The sequence below is a fragment of the Parageobacillus sp. NEAU-HV-2 genome, assembly GCF_059115485.1.
Genome location: NZ_JBXUJJ010000003.1, coordinates 111,832 through 132,115, shown reverse-complemented (window position 1 = coordinate 132,115; position 20,284 = coordinate 111,832). Strand labels below are relative to the sequence as shown.

The 20,284-nt window shown below is 44.5% G+C and carries 20 protein-coding genes; 15 read left to right on the top strand and 5 right to left on the bottom strand.

Annotated features, from left to right (window positions below; translation table 11 throughout):
* Positions 1 to 42 precede the first annotated feature (42 nt).
* Entirely contained in the window at positions 43 to 1,299 is a 1,257-nt protein-coding gene (locus AC1WMD_RS06900) for a sensor histidine kinase (protein WP_043904909.1), read from the bottom strand.
* A gap of 204 nt (positions 1,300 to 1,503) precedes the next feature.
* On the opposite strand from AC1WMD_RS06900, the gene AC1WMD_RS06895 reads away from it, so the two are divergent.
* The 4 genes from AC1WMD_RS06895 (at position 1,504) to AC1WMD_RS06880 (ending at position 5,297) form a co-directional block, all read left to right on the top strand.
* A complete protein-coding gene (locus tag AC1WMD_RS06895) occupies positions 1,504 to 2,181 on the top strand; it encodes a YetF domain-containing protein (RefSeq protein ID WP_494256456.1) in 678 nt (225 codons plus the stop codon).
* A 126-nt stretch (positions 2,182 to 2,307) separates the two neighbouring features.
* Positions 2,308 to 2,724, top strand: coding sequence for a GntR family transcriptional regulator (locus tag AC1WMD_RS06890; RefSeq protein WP_494256454.1), 417 nt, complete (start codon positions 2,308 to 2,310; stop codon positions 2,722 to 2,724).
* Complete coding sequence (locus AC1WMD_RS06885; RefSeq protein WP_494256453.1) at positions 2,690 to 3,589, top strand: ABC transporter ATP-binding protein; 900 nt, start codon at positions 2,690 to 2,692, stop codon at positions 3,587 to 3,589. Before AC1WMD_RS06890 ends, AC1WMD_RS06885 begins: the two co-directional genes overlap by 35 nt.
* Positions 3,564 to 5,297: an ABC transporter permease gene (locus AC1WMD_RS06880; protein ID WP_494256451.1), complete on the top strand. Its 1,734-nt coding sequence runs from the start codon at positions 3,564 to 3,566 to the stop codon at positions 5,295 to 5,297. The genes AC1WMD_RS06885 and AC1WMD_RS06880 overlap by 26 nt, the downstream gene beginning before the upstream one ends.
* A gap of 45 nt (positions 5,298 to 5,342) precedes the next feature.
* Here the strand turns inward: AC1WMD_RS06880 and AC1WMD_RS06875 are convergent, their stop codons facing one another.
* The gene (locus AC1WMD_RS06875) at positions 5,343 to 5,567 is read right to left on the bottom strand and encodes a YczF family membrane protein (protein WP_043904904.1); all 225 of its coding nucleotides are present in this window, start codon (positions 5,565 to 5,567) and stop codon (positions 5,343 to 5,345) included.
* A 127-nt stretch (positions 5,568 to 5,694) separates the two neighbouring features.
* Here AC1WMD_RS06875 and AC1WMD_RS06870 point away from each other — a divergent pair, with 127 nt between their 5' ends.
* The 8 genes from AC1WMD_RS06870 (at position 5,695) to AC1WMD_RS06835 (ending at position 16,024) form a co-directional block, all read left to right on the top strand.
* Positions 5,695 to 7,326, top strand: coding sequence for a spore germination protein (locus AC1WMD_RS06870; protein ID WP_043904903.1), 1,632 nt, complete (start codon positions 5,695 to 5,697; stop codon positions 7,324 to 7,326).
* A complete protein-coding gene (locus AC1WMD_RS06865) occupies positions 7,323 to 8,531 on the top strand; it encodes a Ger(x)C family spore germination protein (protein WP_043904902.1) in 1,209 nt (402 codons plus the stop codon). Before AC1WMD_RS06870 ends, AC1WMD_RS06865 begins: the two co-directional genes overlap by 4 nt.
* A gap of 13 nt (positions 8,532 to 8,544) precedes the next feature.
* Complete coding sequence (locus AC1WMD_RS06860; protein ID WP_494256687.1) at positions 8,545 to 9,648, top strand: GerAB/ArcD/ProY family transporter; 1,104 nt, start codon at positions 8,545 to 8,547, stop codon at positions 9,646 to 9,648.
* A gap of 184 nt (positions 9,649 to 9,832) precedes the next feature.
* Entirely contained in the window at positions 9,833 to 11,281 is a 1,449-nt protein-coding gene (locus AC1WMD_RS06855; RefSeq protein WP_043904901.1) for a SpoIIE family protein phosphatase, read from the top strand.
* A gap of 42 nt (positions 11,282 to 11,323) precedes the next feature.
* Positions 11,324 to 11,773, top strand: coding sequence for an ATP-binding protein (locus AC1WMD_RS06850; protein ID WP_043904900.1), 450 nt, complete (start codon positions 11,324 to 11,326; stop codon positions 11,771 to 11,773).
* On the top strand, positions 11,748 to 12,179 hold the full coding sequence (locus AC1WMD_RS06845) for an STAS domain-containing protein (protein ID WP_494256447.1): 432 nt from the start codon (positions 11,748 to 11,750) through the stop codon (positions 12,177 to 12,179). The genes AC1WMD_RS06850 and AC1WMD_RS06845 overlap by 26 nt, the downstream gene beginning before the upstream one ends.
* A 328-nt stretch (positions 12,180 to 12,507) precedes the next feature.
* Positions 12,508 to 14,247: an ABC transporter ATP-binding protein gene (locus tag AC1WMD_RS06840; RefSeq protein ID WP_494256445.1), complete on the top strand. Its 1,740-nt coding sequence runs from the start codon at positions 12,508 to 12,510 to the stop codon at positions 14,245 to 14,247.
* Entirely contained in the window at positions 14,228 to 16,024 is a 1,797-nt protein-coding gene (locus AC1WMD_RS06835; protein WP_494256443.1) for an ABC transporter ATP-binding protein, read from the top strand. The genes AC1WMD_RS06840 and AC1WMD_RS06835 overlap by 20 nt, the downstream gene beginning before the upstream one ends.
* A gap of 39 nt (positions 16,025 to 16,063) precedes the next feature.
* On the opposite strand, the gene AC1WMD_RS06830 is transcribed toward AC1WMD_RS06835, so the two are convergent.
* From AC1WMD_RS06830 to AC1WMD_RS06820, 3 genes are all read right to left on the bottom strand, one after another.
* Positions 16,064 to 16,708, bottom strand: a complete 645-nt coding sequence (locus tag AC1WMD_RS06830; RefSeq protein ID WP_494256442.1) for an MOSC domain-containing protein — start codon at positions 16,706 to 16,708, stop codon at positions 16,064 to 16,066.
* Positions 16,709 to 17,722, bottom strand: a complete 1,014-nt coding sequence (locus AC1WMD_RS06825) for an LLM class flavin-dependent oxidoreductase (protein ID WP_494256440.1) — start codon at positions 17,720 to 17,722, stop codon at positions 16,709 to 16,711. It abuts the gene before it with no gap.
* A 211-nt stretch (positions 17,723 to 17,933) separates the two neighbouring features.
* Positions 17,934 to 18,560: a hypothetical protein gene (locus AC1WMD_RS06820; RefSeq protein WP_494256439.1), complete on the bottom strand. Its 627-nt coding sequence runs from the start codon at positions 18,558 to 18,560 to the stop codon at positions 17,934 to 17,936.
* A gap of 142 nt (positions 18,561 to 18,702) precedes the next feature.
* Here AC1WMD_RS06820 and AC1WMD_RS06815 point away from each other — a divergent pair, with 142 nt between their 5' ends.
* The 3 genes from AC1WMD_RS06815 to AC1WMD_RS06805 all read left to right on the top strand — a co-directional run bounded on the left by AC1WMD_RS06815 (position 18,703) and on the right by AC1WMD_RS06805 (position 20,262).
* Positions 18,703 to 19,260, top strand: a complete 558-nt coding sequence (locus AC1WMD_RS06815) for a thioredoxin family protein (protein WP_043904894.1) — start codon at positions 18,703 to 18,705, stop codon at positions 19,258 to 19,260.
* 198 nt (positions 19,261 to 19,458) lie between these two features.
* The gene (locus AC1WMD_RS06810) at positions 19,459 to 19,659 is read left to right on the top strand and encodes a cold-shock protein (RefSeq protein WP_043904893.1); all 201 of its coding nucleotides are present in this window, start codon (positions 19,459 to 19,461) and stop codon (positions 19,657 to 19,659) included.
* A gap of 216 nt (positions 19,660 to 19,875) precedes the next feature.
* Positions 19,876 to 20,262: a gamma-glutamylcyclotransferase family protein gene (locus AC1WMD_RS06805; protein WP_043904892.1), complete on the top strand. Its 387-nt coding sequence runs from the start codon at positions 19,876 to 19,878 to the stop codon at positions 20,260 to 20,262.
* Positions 20,263 to 20,284 lie beyond the last annotated feature (22 nt).

Sequence of the window (20,284 nt, the reverse complement as noted above, 5' to 3'; positions counted from 1 at the left end):
AAGGGATGTGGACTGGTTCCACATCCCTCTTTTTCGGATAGATCAGTTCGCAGCCTTAGGAAACGTTATTGTTAATGTGGTTCCTTTATTTACCTCGCTTTGAATATGCAACGTTCCCTGCATCGTTTCAATCATCTTTACCGCTATCATTGTTCCAAGACCGGTTCCTTTTTCTTTTGTACTAAAGTATGGCTCACCAAAACGGCTCACTTGTTCCGTGGTCATTCCCATACCTGTGTCTTTAATCGTAATGATGACATGATTTCCATGCAAGCGGGATGAAATCGTCAATGTCCCGCCATTTGACATGGCTTCGATGCTGTTTTTTATCAAATTCAAAAAACATTGTTGAAAGTACTGAATGTTTCCAACCATCGCACTAGGTTGCAGCTCTTCAACAATTTCAATCGAGTTCATATGGGCCATTGGCGCTAATATCTGAACTACCTTTCGCAACTGGGCATCTACCATGAGGCGTTCCACCTTGTTCGATGCTGGTTTGGCAAAGGTTAAATAATCGTTAATGATCGTTTCTGCTCGATTAATTTCGTCTAAAGCAATTTGAATGTAGCGATCTTTTGTATCTTGTGGAAGAGAAGGGGTTTTTAATAATTGAATAAATCCTTTGACAACGGTTAATGGATTGCGAACTTCGTGTGAAATACTGGCCGCGAGTTGACTAACCACTTCCATTTTCTCGACTTTTACTAGTTTGGAGCGCATCATAATCGCTTCTTTTAATGTCTCCATAATATACACGACAAATAGCATCCCAATGGGAGGAAGTAAAATGAAGTAAACGATATAAGAGTCCGTTACTGGAAATTTAGCGATGATGATGGCGAGAAACGTGGTGAGAACCGCCAGAAAAAAGGTCAACCAGACCGACATAGAAAGTTTGTTTTTACGTTTTAATGGCTTAAAGGTTGGCGAAACGAGGGCCGTAACAATAAACATGGTTATGTACACAATCGCGGTAAGATACTCAAACCCGTAAATCAGAGAGCGAGCAGCGAGCAAAATCAAAAGCAAAATAAAGCCAACGATTCCACCACCATACAGTGTGCCTACAAGAAAAGGAATTTGTCGTAAATCATGGATACAACGCTCATCAATGTAAATAGGAAATTTCATGCATAAAATGATCGGAAACCCCATGCAAATGGCAAGGAGAGTATTTCTGTATGATGTTTGTTTTTTAAATATCTCCCCGTGGTCATAAATAAAATAAAAAACAAATACGCTCACTAAAATATAAAACAAATTGTTTAATACATGCTGATTTATATATGCCCCCATATAATATCTCCTATCTACGAAAATTTAACACTATTATTATACGGAAAGAATGGGGTGGAAAAATAGCTTTTTTATAGGGGAATAAACATGGTTCGTTCACCCGATATGTTTTGGCTTCCGGCGGTAAAACTTTAATGTGACATAATTCAGCATATTGTTGTTCATAATGAAACTAACGAGTCGTGATCAGGATGGTGGCAATAGATGAAATGGGTGCATTTAACAGTAGAGCTTGTGACAGGGTTTGTGCTTTTATTTCTCGTTGTGAAAGTAGCCGGCAAAAAACTGATCCATCAAATAAGCCCATTTACGTTTATTTCGGCGCTCGTGTTAGGAGAGCTGTTAGGAAACGCTCTATATGATGATCATGTCCATCTTTGGTATATCATCTATTCGATATCGTTATGGGGAGCGCTATTATTGCTTGTCGAATACATGAATCAAAAATGGCTCCTGTTTCGCCGCTTTAGTGAAGGAAAACCGACAGTGTTAATTCGCAATGGGATCATTGACTATGAAGCGTTGAAGAAAAGCCGGATGACGCTCAATCAGCTGCAAAGTTTGCTTCGGCAAAGCGAAACATTTTCATTGCGGGAAGTTGCTTTTTGTTATTTAGAAGCGAACGGTTCGATCAGCGTCTTGAAAAAATCAAAATATCAAAAAACGACGCGGGAAGATTTTCAGCTGCCTCCGCAGTCGGTTTACGTTCCGATTACGCTCATTCGCGATGGAAAGTTGCTTACCGATGAGCTTCGCGAGCTTGGTAAAGATGAAGAGTGGCTGCAACGAGAGCTCCGTGCCTATGGGGTGACATCATATCAAGAAGTTTTAATTGCTGAATGGTTAGAAGGGGACGGCTTGTTTGTGCAAACGTATTCGTGACGTAAGGAATGTCATTCCTTACGTTACGTTTTTTTACATTTATGAAAAGTACTTGCTATTTGTCTGTTATAAGTGTACTATTATTAATAGTACAGTTCATACAGATAATGAAAGGAGAAGGGGGATTTGTTTGAGTTAGATGTCCGCAGCCGCCAGCCGATTTATGAACAGCTCGTTGAAAAAATGAAAGAAATGATCATCCGCGAAATATGGAAACCGCATGAGCAGCTGCCATCCGTACGGATGATGGCGAAACAATTAACGATTAATCCCAACACGATTCAAAAAGCGTATCGGGAATTAGAGCACCAAGGGTTTATTTATTCGATTCCCGGAAAGGGAAACTTTGTTTCTCCGCAGGCGAAACCAGCAAGCCAAGAAAAAATCGAAGCCATTCGTCACGATATTGTCCGTCTGGCTGCCGAGGCGTTTTTTTTAGGAGTGACCAAAGAGGAAGTACTGCAATGGATCGAACAAGCGGAACAAGGGGAGAGAGGGGGAGAAATAGATGATTCACTTGACGAACGTAACGAAAACGTTTGACCGCTTTCAAGCGATTCGCGGAGTGAACATGACGATTGAAAAAGGAAGAATTTACGGCCTGCTCGGATCCAATGGCGCGGGAAAAACGACATTGCTAAAGATGATGGCTGGCATTATCCGTCCCGATCATGGCACAGTGCTCATTGATGGGGAAGAAGTATGGGAAAATCCAGAAATGAAGCAGCGAATCATGTTTTTGCCGGATCATGTATATTTTTTCCCGCAAACAACGATCGAGCAAATGGCCTCGTTTTACGAAAGTGTCTATCCATCTTTTAATCGGGAGCGGTTTACAAGATTACAAGAAATATTTTTACTCGATCCGCGCAAAAAAATTCACCAGTTTTCGAAAGGAATGCAGCGTCAAGCCGCGTTTTGGCTTGCCTTTTCGACGATGCCGGACGTGCTCGTTATGGATGAGCCGCTTGATGGGCTCGATGCGGTCGTGAGACAAAAAGTGAAAAACATTATCGTCCAAGAGGTCGCCGAGCGCGAAATGACGGTGGTGATTTCTTCGCATAACTTGCGGGAGATGGAAGATCTTTGCGACTGTATCGGCATTTTACATGAGGGAGAAATGCTGTTTGAAAAAGAGCTCGATGCGATGAAAACTGATATCCATAAAATTCAAGTCGCTTTTCGCAACGGAATTCCAAAGCAATTTGCCGAGCCGCTTGATATCGTTTACGAAGAGCAGCGCGGCAGCGTCCTTCTCCTCATTGTGCGCGGTGAAAAACAGGAAATTATTTCCTATATCAAGCCGTTTCAACCGCTCATTTTCGATATTCTGCCGCTTACGCTCGAAGAAATTTTTATTTACGAAATGGGGGATGTCGGCTATGCCATCGAAAATATTATCGTTTAACCGCGGGATTTTTGTGCAAAATCTTCGTAATGTCGGCTGGATTGGTATCGTGCATTTCTTGCTGTGGTTCGCTGCCATTCCGCTGCAATTGTTGATGGCTTACTCCCAGCAGAAAGACGGCGGCATTTATCCGGAATGGGGAAGCTTATACAGCATTTCCGCACCGTTTCAAACGATGATCGTTTTTACGCTGCCGGTGTTATTAGCCGCACTGTTATTTCGTTACATGCAAGGGAAACAATCATCTGATTTTATGCATAGTTTGCCTGTGCAGCGGACGGAGCTGTTTTGCCAGCAAGCCGTGTTTGGAGCGGTACTCATTGTTGTTCCACTCATGCTTATTTCATTGTTTTCCGCCGTTTGTCGCTATGGATTAAGTCTTTCAGTGCCGCTAACCATCGGTGACATCATCCGCTGGACGTGGGAAACGGCTATCATGGAACTGTTTGTTTTTGCCGCTTCTGTTTTTGTTGGCATGATGACAGGCATGTCGACGCTGCAAGTCGTATTTACTTACATTTTGTTTTTATTCCCGGCAGGCATCACGATTTTGTTGTTAACCAATACCTCGTTTTTATTGGTTGGTTTCCCTGCCGATTATTATTTGTCCAAAAATTTAGAGGAAATCGTACCGTTTTACCGCTATGTAAATCTCGAAGCAGAACCGTTGACAGCGGGCGAATCGCTTGTTTATCTGCTTTTGATTATGTTGTTCCTTATTTTCGCGATTTGGCTGTACCAAAAACGGCATAGCGAGGCGGCGACGCAGGCGCTGGCGTTTCCGGTGCTCCGTCCGATCTTTAAGTACGGCGTCGCGTTTTGTACGATGCTCGTCGGTGGTTTTTATTTCGGCGCTACGCAAAATCAGTTTTCCTGGATTGTATTCGGATATATCACCTTCTCATTCATCGGCTTTTTCGTTGCCGAAATGATTATCGAAAAAACGTGGCGCGTTTTCCATAAGTGGAAAGGGTACGCTTATTTTGCCGCGGCGATGGTGGTCATTGGCATGTTGGTTCATCTTGATATAACCGGATATGAAAAACGGCTGCCGGCGCTAGAGGATATCCGCCAAGTTTATTTCGGCAGTTCCGTCTATGATTTTGTCGAGAATGGCCAACGTTCGTATGTGCCGTTTGAGCAAGAAAACCAGTTTTTAAAGGAAAAAGAAAATATTCGCGCTGTCTACGCATTTCACCAACAGCTAGTCAAAGATCAGCCAAGACCGTTTCCGTTTGAGCCGTATCGACAAGTTGAGTCGCAGCGACAAGTGGTCATCGGTTATGTGTTTAAGGACGGCAAGCGGATGATTCGGAAGTACAGTGTGCCTTTTGAACCGTATCTTTCCTATTATAAACCGATTTTAGAATCGAAAGAGTATAAGAAAAATTATTATTTATTGCTCCGCGATCAAGGATATTCGCCGATTCGCCAAGTCGCCTTCCGCACCCCAGAAACGGGCGAGAAAACGTTGACGATCATCGAGCCGCAGCAGATTGATTCGTTTATCGAAGCGTTAAAAGCCGATTTAATGGAAGAGCCGGCAAGTGCAATGGTGGATAGCGGCAAAGTATGGCAGGGGGACATCGAGCTTTTGCAAAGCGACGGCGATACCATTCATCTCATGTGGAAAAAAACGTATACTCATGTCGAAAAATGGCTCAAAGACCACCATCTGCTCGAAAAAGCCCGGGGGAGTGCGGAATGATCAAAGAGGGTGTCTCAAAAGCTATTGTTTTGGGACACCCTCTTTTTACGTTTTTTTCTGCTTTTGAAGTAATAGCGTCGCTAACACATCGAGCACCCATAACAATAAAATGAAAAATAAAATAAACATTTCCGGTGTTTCCATGACACGAAAAGGGTTCAAGACGTTGTTCATTGATTGACGTAATGTAAAGCCCATTAATACATCCATTTCAATGGCGACACCGATTAAAACGCTGCCAATAAACAATGAAATACCTAATAGCTTCATCCAATTCCACCTACTGTCGGGTTTTTCTTTAGTTTTTGTTTCCTACAAGGAAACCATTCTTTGATCGTATATTCAAACTTTTCGTTGTCTATAATGGCAAGTAAAGAGTTGGAGCGAGGGGAAAACGATGCTGTTTCAGTGGGCATTGCGAAAAAAACAACAGGAAAAAAAGAAAACGACAACACAACAAGAGCGTGATCAAAGCGGTCAAGCGCAAGATGTTCCACATGAGCCGATTCATTCGCTGCTGGATGTTAATATTGATATCATTCGCCATACGACTGGGAACAGTTCCGATATTGTCATCCGTCGTTTTGCGATTGGGCAAGAACGGTCGATTCGCGCCGCGCTTATTTTTATTGATGGTCTTGCCGATGAAAAAAATGTATATCAATTTTTGTTGGAGCCGCTTATGACAGCAACGTTTCCGCTTTCTTTATCCCCGAAAGATACGTTTTGCTTTATGGAAAAAAAACTAGCTGCTGTTGGCAAAATCGAGCGCATCTTTGAGTGGTTTGATTTATTTTTAGCACTTATGTCAGGAGAAACGATTATTCTTCTTGATGGAGTGCCGTTTGCTTTAAGCGCAAGTACGAAGGGGGGAGAATATCGAGCGATTGAAGAACCGCAAACACAGATAGCTATTCGCGGCCCACGAGATGGGTTTACGGAATCGCTGCGTGTGAACACGACTCTTATTCGCCGTCGCATTAAAAATCCGAATCTTTGGCTCGAAACAATGAGAATTGGCGAAGTGACAAAAACGGACGTTGCCATTATGTATATGAAAGGAATTGCCAACGACGAAGTCGTTGAAGAAGTTAAAAAACGGCTTCGCAACATACATATTGACAGTGTTCTTGAATCGGGATATATCGAACAATTAATCGAAGATCAAACATTTACTACTTTCCCTACCACGTATCATACAGAGAGACCGGATGTGGTAGCAGCAAACCTTCTCGAAGGAAGAGTAGCCATATTCGTCGAAGGAACTCCATTTGTGCTAATTGCACCAGCTTTATTTATCCAATTTTTCCAAGCGGTTGAAGATTATTACGCTCGCTTTGATATTGCAACAGCACTTCGATTTTTGCGTGTTCTTGTTTTCTTTCTCTCACTTGTTGCACCGGCGATTTATATTGCAGCAACGACGTTTCATCAAGAAATGATCCCAACTCCACTTGTCATTGCGATTGCCGCCCAACGGGAGTCGGTTCCATTTCCAGCGTTTGTCGAGGCGTTGGTAATGGAAGTAATATTTGAAATTTTGCGGGAAGCAGGGGTGCGCTTGCCGCGTGCCGTCGGCCAGGCTGTTTCGATTGTCGGGGCACTTGTTATCGGACAGGCGGCCGTAGAGGCAGGGTTTGTTTCATCAGCAATGGTTATTGTCGTTTCCATTACGGCAATCGCCAGCTTTGCAACCCCTTCGTTTGCGATTGCAATTTCTGCGCGCCTCATTCGTTTTGCACTTATGTTTCTTGCAGCAATGTTTGGGTTTTATGGAATTATTATGGGTATTTTGGTAATGACGATTCATTTATGCAGCCTTCGTTCCTTTGGTGTTCCATATATGTCACCGCTTGCTCCGTTTATCCCGTCCAACCTGGGCGATACGCTTTTCCGCTTGCCGACATGGGCGTTTAAAGAGCGTCCGCGTTTAATCAACCAGAAAAATATTATTCGTCAAGGGAAAGATCAGCGGCCTCAGCCGCCCGCTTCCAATCGCCAGGAGAAAAACGAGGGGGAGCGATCATGAAACGAAAAATGGCCGTCATCCTTTTTCTTCTGTTATGCGTAACCGTTCTTTCCGGATGTTGGAGCAAAAAAGAGCTGACCGATTTGGCATTTGTCATCGCAGTCGGGATTGATAAAACGAAGGACGGAAAATATATGATAACATTTCAAGTCGTCAACCCAGGAAACGTTGCTGGTTCGACACAGCGAGGTGGAGGCAGTGGCGGGGTGCCGGTTTCCATCTACAAAGCAACAGGAGATAACCTCGTCGAGGCAAGCCGACAAGCGTCTAAAAAACTATCGCGGCTTATATATTATGCGCATACAAACTTAGTGGTTATTAGTGAAGAAGTGGCAAAAGAAGGAATCGACGGGTTGTTTGATGCACTCGAAAGAAATAGTCAATTTCGTACGACAGCAATGGTCGTGATCGCCCGTCATCATTCAGCGGAAGATGTTCTGAAAATATTAACGCCCATTGACAAAATTTCAGCAAATCAAATTATAAAAACATTACAATTTTCTGAAAAAGTATGGGGGCAAACGATGAATGTTGATGTAGGAAAAATAATTAACGATCTCGCTTCATCAGGAAAAGCACCAATCATTAGCGGTGTGGAGATTGTAGGAAGTGTGCAAAAAGGGAAACGGCAGACGAACGTGCAAGCTTCTGAACCTGATGCGCGATTAAATATCAATGGTTTAGCTATGTTTAAAGATGATAAACTTGTCGGATGGATTTCTGGCGAAACAGCGCGTGGAGTGTTATGGATTCTTGATAAAATTGAACAAACGGGCGTTACGATTGAATGGAAGCAGAAAAAAGAAGAAACTGCCTATAAAGTCGTTCGTGCCAAAACGAGCGTAGCGGCGCATATGAAAAAAGGAAAACCGTCCATTTCCATTCATATTCATGCAGAGGGAGATATCGGCGAAGAGTTTGTCTCTGTTGATTTTACAAATCCTAAGCAAATTTTTGCATTAGAAAAAAAAGTGGAAAAAAGTATAAAGAAGGAAGTTGTCAAAGCGGTAGAAGAAGCAAAAAAAGCAAAAACGGATATCTTTGGGTTTGGAGATGTTGTCTATCGTTCCTATCCGCAGCAATGGAAAACAATGAAATCAGATTGGGATGATCGCTATTTTCCGCAACTAGAGGTGCATGTCACGGTAGATGCGTTTATTCGCCGGACAGGATTACGGACTAGATCGTACATATTTGGACAGTGAGGGCGGTGAAATGATGGAACGAGCGAAGATAGACGCACGGCAATTACTTGTATTAATCGTACTGTTTGAACACGGAAGTGCTATCGTTATTCCGCTTGGTGTAGGTGCCAAACAAGATGTTTGGCTTGCGATATTATTAGGTTTAACATTTGGTTTATTATTGTTTTTCGTTTATTACCGCCTCTATCGTTACTATCCAAATGCCCCATTGACTACGTATGTACAAGACATTACTGGCCCTTGGATCGGTAAAGTTTTGGCGTTTGTATATATTGTTTATTTTCTTTATATTGCTTCCCGGGTGCTCCGTGATTTTGGCGAGCTGTTGTTAACGTTTGCGTATCCAGAAACACCGCTCTTTATTTTAAATGCGATTATGATATTAACGGTGATGTATGGCGTTTATAAAGGTATTGAGGTCATTGCGCGGACGGGGGGATTGTTTCTTACTTTGCTTTATCTGCTCGCAGTATCTGGGTTTATATTAGTCATTTCCGCAGGATTGGTGGATATCCATCGGCTGCAACCGGTGCTTGAAGAAGGATGGCAACGGGTATTGAAAGTCGTGTTTACGGAGACGCTTTACGTTCCATTTGGAGAAATGATTGTTTTTACGATGTTATTTCCATATATGAATAACCCGGAAAAAATGAAACAAGCCGCGATAACAGGTATGGTGCTAAGCGGTCTTAATTTGGCAATGATTATGACGATCAACGTTGCCGTACTTGGCGCGGATGTTGTCGCCCGTTCTACATTTCCACTTTTAGACACGATACGGAGAATTCGAGTTGCGAATTTTTTGGAACGTCTGGATGTACTTTTTATGATTGCCCTTATTATTGGCGGATTTTTTAAAATATCCGTATTTTTTTATGCTGCGGTGATCGGAACAGCGAATTTATTTCGTATTCAAAATTATCAGCGTCTCGTATATCCGCTTGGGTTAATGGTTTTGTTGTTATCGATCGCCATTGCGAGCAACTATCCGGAACATATTATGGAAGGATTAAAAATCGTTACCCTTTATATGCACATCCCATTACAAATCATTGTTCCGCTCTGCCTGCTTCTTATTGCCGCCATTCGTCATCGCTATTTCAACCAGCAATCATGAAAATAGGAAAAAATAGCTATCTTTTTTTCCAAAGAAAAAGAAGGAAAAAGAGAAGGAGAAGCGAATTTACATTAAAAAAGAAAAATCTCCGTTTCAAAGTAATGGTTGCCTTGGGATCAAAAGGTGACCTTTTATCATGAAGTGGGGCAATAAAAGAGAGATTACGATGAAAAAGGGTTGAACAATGGTGAAGTTAAATGTACAGGTGATCGAAAAAACGTTTAACCATCGTGTCAGTGGCGGAATGATCATTACCGACCGCAACCGATTGATTATAGCGGTGAATGACGAGATAGCGGAACTGACCGGTTATACGAAAGAACAGTTAATTGGCCAATCCGTTCATATTCTCCTTGCGGATGAGCATATCGTCCAAAAGTGTGAATGGATTTGGGAGTCCGTGTTAGAAAGCGGTTATTGGCAAGGAAAAGTTGATTATTGCATGGATAATGGCCAAAAATGCACCAAAATGCTAACGGTGTATGCACTTTCTGGCGCGACGGAGGAATGTTACGTCTGGTGTCTTGCCGATGCGGAAACACCAGTTTCGGAATCAGAGCAAATGCTGCGCGCCATATATCAAACTGCCCCGCTGGCCGTCATTCCGCTATGCAAAAATATGACGGTAAGAGACTGGGGGCATGCCGCCGAATCGTTATTTGGCTGGAAGCGGGAGGAAGTCATTGGCCGAAGTTTGTTTTCGCTGTTTTATAAGTACCCTCATCATATAGCAATGTTTTCCTATCCGTTAAAAAAGAAAAAAGCTGGGGAGTACATAATCAAGAGAAAAGACGGAACATTGATCGACGTCGAGTATGCGCTCATTCCGGTGACCGATTCAGATGGAAACGTTACCGGATATATCGTGATGCTTGAAGATATTACAAGGTGGAAGCAAAAAGAACTCGAGCACAAACGGCAAGTGGAGCTTGCGAAAAAAATTCAGCAAAGTTTACTGACTCCCCCGATTCAAAACAATGTAGTAACGATGGATGCGGTTTATATTCCGTCGGACGACTTATCTGGCGACATATATGCATGTTACCAAATTGACCGGGATCGTTATGGAGTCATTATTATTGACGTAATGGGGCACGGCATTTCCTCTTCGCTTGTCAGCATGCTGCTTCGTTCACTGTTAAGGGGGCTGATTGTGCGTGTCATCGATCCTGTGTATGTTGCTACCGAACTGGAGAAACATGTGCAAAACTTGTTTCCGGATGATGTGAATGAAATCCGCTATTTGTTTTCCATGATTTATTTAGTGATCGATACGAAAAGGAAGCAGATCGAGTATACCAACGCCGGACATCCCGCCGGACTGTTAGTTTCCGAGGACGGAGAAATCATCGAATTGGATAAGGGCGGATTGGCGATCGGCAGCCCGTTTTCACTCCCGTTTGAAAAAGAGGTGATTCCTTACCGGAAGCGGACAAGACTATTTTTATATACCGATGGGATTTTAGATGAAATCGACTCCTCTATTTTGCGAAGTATGAATAAAATTCGTACGTATACGAAAATGTACAGCCATTTATCAGACAAACAGTTTTTGCATATGTTGATGGAAGAGGGGAAATCGCCGACAAGCCCTGTCGATGATATATGTTTGCTATCTATTACGGTCCAGTAACAGGATAACTTCCAAATTAACTATATCAGTAGGTGCAAAACAATGTACGAAATAACGATGCGATGCAAAGCGACGGAAGAGGCCATTGATTTTTGCGATTTGCTGGCGAAGCAAATCGCCCACTTTTTTTCCCTTCATGATCGCGATATGTTTGTCTTATCGGTCCATGAAGCGGTTGTCAATTCCGTAAAGGCAGTGAAACAGCTGGGAAAAAAAGTAGATGACGATGCGTTGATCGTATCCTGGCGAATTACAGAGGAAGAGGTAACGGTGACGGTGACCGATGAAGGCGGCGGGATTCCGATAAGAGAAATCGAACGATTGAGGCGGGAAAGTTTGGAAGATGTCTTGCTTGCCGAATCCGGGCGCGGTCTTTTACTGATCAAGGAAACGATGGACGCAGTGTCATTCGAGCCGCATGCGGATGGCAAATGCGCGATCGTAATGAAAATGAGGAGAGGACAGAATGGATCGTCGGATATCCACTTTTGAATTAGTAACGGTATCGGCAGAAACGTACGCGAAAATATGGTTAAAGGGAAAATTGGTTTACCATACGCAACAGGCAGCGAGACAAAAAATGGAAATGGTGTTGGCGGAAATCGACAGGAATATCCTAATAATGGACGTCAGTCAACTTCTTTTTATTGATAGTACGGGATTAGCGTTATTGATTCACTTTTTCAAAAAGGCGGTTTACCAAAACAAACAAGTCGCATTGGTCGTCTCCACCAATAAAACGGTAGAAAAGATATTGGCAATTGCAAAATTCGATAAATTGTTTCCGATTGTGGAGCAGGAAGAGGATCTTGTTCGGTTATTGGCTTCGCGGACTAAGCAAATTTCCAGCCAGGAAATGTTGCTAGAAATGTGGCAGAACCATTGTATACAAAACTAAAAATATACGAAAAAATCGTATTCGTACGACACTCCCCTTGTTCATTTGCGACCATTGTCTTTTTCCATAAAGGATCAAAAAATTGTAAATTGCTTTTTTGGCAAATAAAATAAAAATTACAAAAGTATACACCACGAAAGCCCGTGACTTAAGTCTTGGGATGAAGTGGAAAACGGTTTTGAACCGAGCCGACAGGGCGCTAAACACCAGTGAGGTGCTTGCCCATGAGACTTAACGGAAAGTGCCTGCACCCAACTGTAGGAAAACTCTTTAGTACGTTAGAGCCAGTCGCGTGAAGGTTCAGATAATAGGTACGGGGAGTGACAACATGTGGCAAATATTATTGTACTTAAAACCGTATCGCAAATGGATGATTGTCGCTTGGACGCTCATGATCATTGAGCTGTTAGTCGAATTATGGCAACCGCTGTTGATGGGGAAAATTATTGACGATGGAGTTATGAAACAAAACTTGTCTGTCGTTTGGACGTGGGGCACGGTGATGCTTGGCGCTTCGCTTTTAGCGTTTACATCAGGAATTGCCAACTCTTTTGCTGCCGCCTACGTTGGCCAAGAGTATGGCTTTTCGCTGCGAAAGCATCTATTCAAAAAAATTCAGTCGTTTTCCTTTGCCAGCATCGAACGGCTTTCGACCGCTTCCTTGATTACGCGGATGACAAACGACGTGACACAAGTGCAAAACATGGTATTTATGAGCTTGCGCATCGCCTTGCGCGCTCCGCTTCTTGTTATGTTTGGCGTCGTTATGTCATTGATTGTGCATGTACAGCTAGCGCTCGTGTTCGTTGTGGCTGTTCCGATATTAGTGGCATTTTTGCTATGGATGATGAATAAATTAGCCGCCTCATTTTCCATCGTCCAGCAAGCGCTTGATCGTGTCAATAACGTCATGCGCGAAAATTTGGCGGGAATGCGTCTCATTAAAGCGTGGATGAGAGGGGCGTACGAGCAAGAACGATTTATGACGGTGAACGAGTCATTAATGCAGCGGACGATGGACGTCTTGCGCTTAGTGGAAACCATTACGCCTGTATTGCTATTCGTAATGAATATGGCGATTATTGTTATTCTTTTTGTTGGACGAGTCGATGTTCAAACAGGGAGCGCCACAGCAGGGCAAGTAGTTGCCGTTGTCAATTATGCGACCCGTATTACGGCGGCGTTGTCGATGTTTACGTTTATTACGATGGCGTTTTCCCGAGCCAAAGCATCAGCAAGCCGGATTGCGGATGTCCTTCAAACGGAAGTAGAAATGAAAGACGAGCTTGAGGCCGTTGCAGCGCCTATCCGTCAAGGAGAGATTCGGTTTGAGTGCGTGTCTTTTCGCTATCCGAACAGCCGCGCCCTTGTGTTAAAAGATATTTCATTTGTCGTTCGTCCGCACGAAACGGTGGCGATTTTAGGAGCGACCGGTTCGGGAAAGACGTCGCTGCTGCAGCTGATTCCCCGTTTGTACGATCCGGCCGACGGACGGGTATTGATCGATGGTGTCGATATTCGGCGCATGAATCAAGAACAGCTGCGCACCGCGATTCGTTTTGTTCCGCAGGAAGTGCTGCTTTTTTCCGGGACGATTGCGGAAAACATTCGTTTTGGAAATGCCAATGCCTCTATGGAAGAAGTGATAAAAGCAGCGAAACACGCGCAAATTCATGATACGATTATGAACCTTCCTGACGGGTACGAGACAGTGATCGGGCAAAAAGGAGTGAACTTGTCGGGCGGACAAAAGCAGCGCCTCTCGATTGCCCGGGCACTTGTCGGCCATCCGAAAATTTTATTGCTAGATGATAGTACGAGCGCGCTCGATTTAAAAACGGAAGCGAAGCTGCTTAAAGCGCTAAAGGAATATACGTGCACGACATTGATTGTTACGCAAAAAATCCGCACGGCAATGGAAGCGGATGTGATTTTCTTGCTAGAAGATGGCCGGTTGCTCGCAAAAGGAAGCCATGACGAGCTGTTAGAAACGAGCGAACTGTACCGAAAAATCGTCGAATCGCAGTTTGGAAAGAAGGGGCATAACGATGTTACGACCACGGCATAGTACGCCGCTGACGATGGGCCAAAAACGGAAAGCGAAGGATAATATTGGCACACTAAAGCGGCTTTGGTCATTTGTTTCGCCGCAAAAAGGTTGGCTTTTGGCAACAGTAATAATGGTCATCATTAGTTCCGGCTTAAGCCTGCTCGGCCCATATGTCGTCGGGAAAGCGATTGATATGTATATAGTAGAAAGGCGGACGGACGACTTTTGGCTGGTGCTTGCGCTTCTCCTTTTTATTTATGTCGCTCTGTCCGCCTCGACGTTTCTGCAAAACTATTGGATGATCGGTGTTGCGCAAAAAACGGTTTATGCGATCCGCAAACGGCTGTTTCGTCATTTTCACGAACTGCCGATTTCGTTTTTTGACAAGCGCCAGCAAGGCGAATTAATGAGCCGTATCACCAATGACATTGATAATATGAGCCAAACGTTTAACAGCACGGCGATCCAAGTGATCTCGAGCATGCTCACGCTTGTTGGGGCGATTGGGGTGATGGTTTGGCTTAGCCCGTTGCTTACGCTGGTGACCTTGCTGGTCGTTCCGCTGATGTATGCGGGGATGAAGTGGATTACGAACCGGACGCAAAAGCGGTTTCGCGAGCAGCAGCGTTGTTTAGGCGAAATGAACGGATTTATCGAAGAAGTCATCTCCGGACAAAAAGTTGTGAAAATGTTTTCGCAGGAGCGGAGAATGATCAACGACTTTTGGCAAAAAAATGAACAGCTAAAGCGCGCCGGGTTTTGGGCGCAGACATATTCCGGTTTTATTCCGAAGCTGATGAACTTTTTAAACAACTTAAGCTTCGCACTCATTGCCGGCGTTGGCGGGCTTTTGGCGCTTAAAGGAATCATTTCAATCGGAGTTATTGTCGTCTTTGTCGAGTATGCCCGTCAGTTTACCCGTCCGCTCAATGATTTGGCCAACCAATGGAATACGCTGCTGTCCGCACTGGCCGGCGCGGAGCGGGTGTTTGAAATTTTTGATACGGCCAAAGAAGAGCGGGATGAAACGGGAGCGATTTCTCTTGGCCACCTGCAAGGGAAGGTCGAATTTGACCATGTCGTTTTTTCCTATGATCAAAACCGCGACGCTCTTCGTGATGTCAGCTTTTCTGTCTCCCCTGGAGAAACGGTGGCGCTTGTCGGCCCGACCGGGGCGGGAAAAACGACGGTTTTGCAGCTGTTAACCCGTTTTTACGACCCTGACCGCGGCCATATTTTCATCGATGGGCACGATAGCCGTTCTATTAAGCGCGCTAGCTTGCGCGCCCATATGGCATTTGTTTTACAAGATACGTTTTTATTTGAAGGGACGATTCGCGACAATATTCGTTACGGAAGGTTAGAAGCGAGCGACGAGGAAGTGGAGCAGGCGGCGAAATGGGCGAATGCACACTCGTTTATCACGAAGCTGCCGAACGGTTACGATACAGTGTTGAAGCAAGATGGCGGCGGCATCAGCCAAGGTCAAAGACAGCTGTTGGCAATCGCCCGCGCGATGGTGGCAAATCCGTCGATTTTAATTTTAGATGAGGCGACAAGCAATATTGATACGGTCACGGAAATGCAAATTCAAGAGGCGCTAGAGCGGCTGATGAAGGGGCGGACATGTTTTGTCATCGCCCATCGGCTTAACACGGTGCAACATGCCGACCGCATTCTTGTGTTGAATGAAGGAAAAATTGTCGAACAAGGGACGCATGAATCACTGCTAAAGGCAAAAGGGTTTTATTATGAGCTGTATCACAGCCACCTGCGAAAAGAGGAAGTATCATAAAAACGACTTGTACGCGTGCTGTACAAGTCGTTTTTATGATTAGTTAGCGACGGCGGAAAGTCTTGCTATAAACACTTTACGCCAGCTTTCTGATAAAGCCGGTTCCGCGATGATTTTTTGCATCGCCTCCACATTTGTTTTTTCTATATAGTAAATGCGGTTTACATAGCGAACGGATAAAGGTGTTTGGCTGCGTTCAATGAGTATGAGCTTGTCTCCCTGTTGAATGATTCCTTCTTGTAACACGCGAAAATAAAAACCTGTGCGTCCTGTTTTTTGCAAAACTAGCGGAAGGTCCGGCAAACCGTGCCGTTTGGCGAGCTTAAAGCAAGGCTGTCTCGGCTGAGACAGTTGGATGACGGCCGTGCCGATGGAAAAGATATCACCGATGCATGCTTCGTCTTCCGTCAGTCCTTTTAGCGTAAGGTTTTCTCCAAACGCGCTAGGAGAAAATGGACAGTGATACTGTTTTTCCCACTCGCTAAAATGCTCGGACGGGTAAGCACAAATCGCTTTGTCATATCCGCCGTGATGTACTAAGTCCGCTTGCCCATCTCCATCGAAGTTGAGCTTCGTCACGAAGAGCGGTTCCAACACAGGTTCTTTAAAAATTCCTGTTATGAGCGGTTTTCCATCGACCATTACCGTTTTCGGCTTTCCTACATTAACAGAAATTACTTTCATCTATTTTCCTCTCCCCCAAAGTTCTTCCGCGATTAATCGGAATGATGTTAACTTGTCTGCAAAATCATAGGTAATCGTTACAAGCATGATTTCTTCTGTTTCATAAGCCTCGCTGAGCCGAAACAGCTGTTCTTTTATTTGTTTTGGCGAACCGACGATCATCCGTTTGCGGTTTTCGACAACCCGTTTGCGCTCAAACGGACTGTACGGGTAAGCCATTGCTTTTTCCGGGCTTGGCGTGCCGTTGGACACCATGCCTTGTTCAATCATCAACAGTGATAAATCAAGGCTTGATGCCACCCATTCCGCTTTTTCTTCCGTTTCGGCGCAAATGGTGAACACAGCGACCATATTGCGCGGTTTATCCAAATATTTCGATGGCACGAACCGTTCGCGGTACAATTTCGTATAATATTCCCCACCTTCGCCGTTAATAAATTGGGCGAACACATACGGCAATCCTTTTTGCGCGGCAAGGAGCGCGGTGGATGAGCTCGAGCCGAGCAGCCATACATCGGGTGCTGTCCGCACGTTTGGTGTCGCCTTTAGTCCATGCAATGGATGTTCTTTCGGCAAATCATTATGTAAATAAGCAAGCAAATCGTCAATCTGCTCTGGATAGCGGTCTATATCTCTTCGTTTTCCTTCCTGCAAGGCGATTGTCGCAATCGGCATACCGCCGGGAGCACGACCGACTCCGAGATCGACCCGGCCGGGATGGAGGCCTTCGAGCACTTTAAAGTTTTCCGCCACTTTATAAGCGCTATAATGCGGAAGCATGACTCCGCCGGAACCGATGCGGATGCGCGACGTTTTCGCGCCAATATGGCCAAGGAGAACCTCCGGAGATGAACCGGCGAGGCTGTTTGTATCATGGTGTTCCGACACCCAAAAACGTTCATAGCCAAGCTCTTCCACAAATTGCGCGAGCCGGACAGTATTGGCGAGCGCTTCTTCCGCCGTCATTCCCTCCGCAATCGGGGATTGGTCTAGCACGCTTAATTTAAGGGTCATGGTAAAACATCCTTTCGCTATCGTGCTTCATGTTCCAAGAGGGGTTAATTATTTCTTATTATGCGCTGCTAGGGAAAAATTGTCTATTGATTTGCCTGTTAGTAGGTAGGGATTTTTATATCGAATCGATGCTGCTTTTCATTTTTATTTCAGCGATTGCAGCTAAAAAAGAAGAACACGCCCCGCTAGGCTGCTGTTGGGGCGCGCTTATTTATAAATGTACGAGCTTTTCTTCCTGCTCCGGTTGTTCTAATGCTTTCTTTCGTTCAAGTCGTGAAAATAACGAATGCATCAGCTGCTTCATTGTGTCGACGATAAAGGAGCACCGTTCGTATAACGCTTCTTTTAAGCTATCGAGCTGGCGCGTCATTTTGTATTGTGTCGCTTCCTGTGCTTCCAGCCGCTCGATGACCGTTTCCTGAAACACGTGCTGCAGCTCTAATTTTTCGATTAATGTTTGATATAGTTTCTCTTGCCCTTCTAAACGAGCGAGCAGCCCTTGGTATAAATGTTCTTGCGCGGCGAGTTGCTGCGATAGTTTTTTTGTTGCCTCCTCTTGCAAAACAAGGGAGTCGGTAATTGTCTGCTTGGCCGTTTCGTCTTGTTCCATTCGTTCATTCCATCGTTCATATAGCTGTTGTTGCTGCTCGTGTTGGGCGGAAACGGAACGCTGCAGTTCTGCTAGTAAAGCGGAAAGTTCATTGTAAAGCCGCTGTTGTTCCTCTAATACTTGCTGGGTGGCGGACCGGCGGTAATAGAAAATAGGATGTGATGAAGCGGGAGGGGTTCCTTCATAGACGCGCGGAGTCAATTTCTTGTTCGTATAAATGAAAGACATGCCCGACACTCCTTTCCATCTGTAAATACCTATGTGACATCATATGCAGCTATTCTTATTTCGGTTAGGCACCAAGTTTGTGATGCCGTCTCATGCTTTGGTATAATAAAATAAATAGAAAATTTGGAAAGGATGTGGATGTATGCCAGCAGTCGAGTCCAATATGTTTCCATTAGGGCAAAAAGCGCCGTCGTTTGAACTGGTGAACGTGGTTGATGGCAAAACCGTCCGTTTGGAAGAGGTAAAATCGGATGTTGCAACGGTGATTATGTTTATTTGCAATCATTGTCCGTTTGTGAAACACGTGCAGCATGAACTCGTCCGTCTTGCTAACGATTATCAGCCAAAAGGAGTCACGTTTATCGCCATCAATTCGAACGATGTGGAAAAATATCCGGAAGACTCGCCGGAAAATATGAAAAAAGTAGCCGAAGAATTAGGCTATCCGTTCCCATATTTGTTTGACGAAACGCAAGAGGTGGCAAAAGCGTACCAAGCGGCGTGCACGCCGGACTTCTATATCTTTGACCGCGACTTAAAATGCGTATACCGCGGCCAGCTTGACGATTCACGGCCAAACAATGGCATTCCGGTTACAGGGGAATCGATTCGTGCGGCATTAGACGCATTATTGAATGGCGAGCCAGTGCCGGAAAAACAAAAACCAAGCATTGGCTGCAGCATCAAATGGAAGGAATAATTTCCATCATTTCTTGACTTTCTTTTGCCCATCGAGTATTATTAACAAAGCACCATTTCGTTCGTCGTATAAAGGATCATCATAAGTCGTGCCTTGCGAATAGGGGGCCTGCTTATATGTTCCCTTGCTTGCGTAAGCGCACGGCTTTTTTCTTTATTGCGGTAGCGATGGTCAATATTTATTTTTGGAGGAATCACAATGAACACAGGAAAAGTAAAATGGTTTAATGCCGAAAAAGGGTATGGATTTATCGAAAAAGACGGCGGAGGCGATGTTTTCGTTCATTTTACCGCTATTGAGGGCGAAGGGTTTAAAACGTTAGAAGAAGGGCAATTTGTTACGTTTGACGTTATCGAAGGAAACCGCGGTCCGCAAGCGGCAAACGTACGTAAAGCGTAAGGAGGGAACAAGGTGATATCGCTTCTGGTGGTATCACCTTTTTTACCGCAGGCGGCTCATTTCGAAAACAAATTCACACTGGCGCAGCTTCGGAGCTGCAAGGATGGATGAGAGGCAGGGCTTCCATTGTTTTTGTTTTTTTGTATGATAGATATATAGATATATCCCGTTTTTAGTTGTCATAACTTTTATTATGTAAACAAAGGGAGGAAAGAAATGAGGCCGCTGCTATACCGTGTGTTTGTGTATGGAACGTTGTTAGTGGGGGAAGCGAACCATTATGTCGCCGCTCCTTATATCCGCGATATTCAGCCGGGAAAAGTGAAAGGACGCTTATATGACGTCGGGGCATACCCCGCGCTCGTTGTCGAAGAAGAAGGCGAAGTAATCGGCGAATGGTTTACCGTAACGGAAGAAGGGCTGCAAGCGATGGATGAGCTCGAAGGATATGAAGAAGGGGGCCGACATAACGAATACGAGCGGGTTTGGGTGAAAGATCTGGAACAGCCGCTCGAAGGGTATGTATATGTATACCCAAAAAGCAAAGCGGCGCACCTTCCGCTCATTCCGTCGGGGTCATGGCGGCACCGTCATCTTCATTAGCAGCATGCGAGAAGGACGGTGT

Bases quoted from the DNA above. Each gene is read 5' to 3' on its own strand.
- AC1WMD_RS06900 (WP_043904909.1), bottom strand. From the start codon at position 1,299: ATGGGGGCATATATAAATCAGCATGTATTAAACAATTTGTTTTATATT.
- AC1WMD_RS06895 (WP_494256456.1), top strand. From the start codon at position 1,504: ATGAAATGGGTGCATTTAACAGTAGAGCTTGTGACAGGGTTTGTGCTT.
- AC1WMD_RS06885 (WP_494256453.1), top strand. From the start codon at position 2,690: ATGATTCACTTGACGAACGTAACGAAAACGTTTGACCGCTTTCAAGCG.
- AC1WMD_RS06880 (WP_494256451.1), top strand. From the start codon at position 3,564: ATGCCATCGAAAATATTATCGTTTAACCGCGGGATTTTTGTGCAAAAT.
- AC1WMD_RS06875 (WP_043904904.1), bottom strand. From the start codon at position 5,567: ATGAAGCTATTAGGTATTTCATTGTTTATTGGCAGCGTTTTAATCGGT.
- AC1WMD_RS06870 (WP_043904903.1), top strand. From the start codon at position 5,695: ATGCTGTTTCAGTGGGCATTGCGAAAAAAACAACAGGAAAAAAAGAAA.
- AC1WMD_RS06865 (WP_043904902.1), top strand. From the start codon at position 7,323: ATGAAACGAAAAATGGCCGTCATCCTTTTTCTTCTGTTATGCGTAACC.
- AC1WMD_RS06860 (WP_494256687.1), top strand. From the start codon at position 8,545: ATGGAACGAGCGAAGATAGACGCACGGCAATTACTTGTATTAATCGTA.
- AC1WMD_RS06855 (WP_043904901.1), top strand. From the start codon at position 9,833: ATGGTGAAGTTAAATGTACAGGTGATCGAAAAAACGTTTAACCATCGT.
- AC1WMD_RS06850 (WP_043904900.1), top strand. From the start codon at position 11,324: ATGTACGAAATAACGATGCGATGCAAAGCGACGGAAGAGGCCATTGAT.
- AC1WMD_RS06845 (WP_494256447.1), top strand. From the start codon at position 11,748: ATGGATCGTCGGATATCCACTTTTGAATTAGTAACGGTATCGGCAGAA.
- AC1WMD_RS06840 (WP_494256445.1), top strand. From the start codon at position 12,508: ATGTGGCAAATATTATTGTACTTAAAACCGTATCGCAAATGGATGATT.
- AC1WMD_RS06835 (WP_494256443.1), top strand. From the start codon at position 14,228: ATGTTACGACCACGGCATAGTACGCCGCTGACGATGGGCCAAAAACGG.
- AC1WMD_RS06830 (WP_494256442.1), bottom strand. From the start codon at position 16,708: ATGAAAGTAATTTCTGTTAATGTAGGAAAGCCGAAAACGGTAATGGTC.
- AC1WMD_RS06825 (WP_494256440.1), bottom strand. From the start codon at position 17,722: ATGACCCTTAAATTAAGCGTGCTAGACCAATCCCCGATTGCGGAGGGA.
- AC1WMD_RS06820 (WP_494256439.1), bottom strand. From the start codon at position 18,560: ATGTCTTTCATTTATACGAACAAGAAATTGACTCCGCGCGTCTATGAA.
- AC1WMD_RS06815 (WP_043904894.1), top strand. From the start codon at position 18,703: ATGCCAGCAGTCGAGTCCAATATGTTTCCATTAGGGCAAAAAGCGCCG.
- AC1WMD_RS06810 (WP_043904893.1), top strand. From the start codon at position 19,459: ATGAACACAGGAAAAGTAAAATGGTTTAATGCCGAAAAAGGGTATGGA.
- AC1WMD_RS06805 (WP_043904892.1), top strand. From the start codon at position 19,876: ATGAGGCCGCTGCTATACCGTGTGTTTGTGTATGGAACGTTGTTAGTG.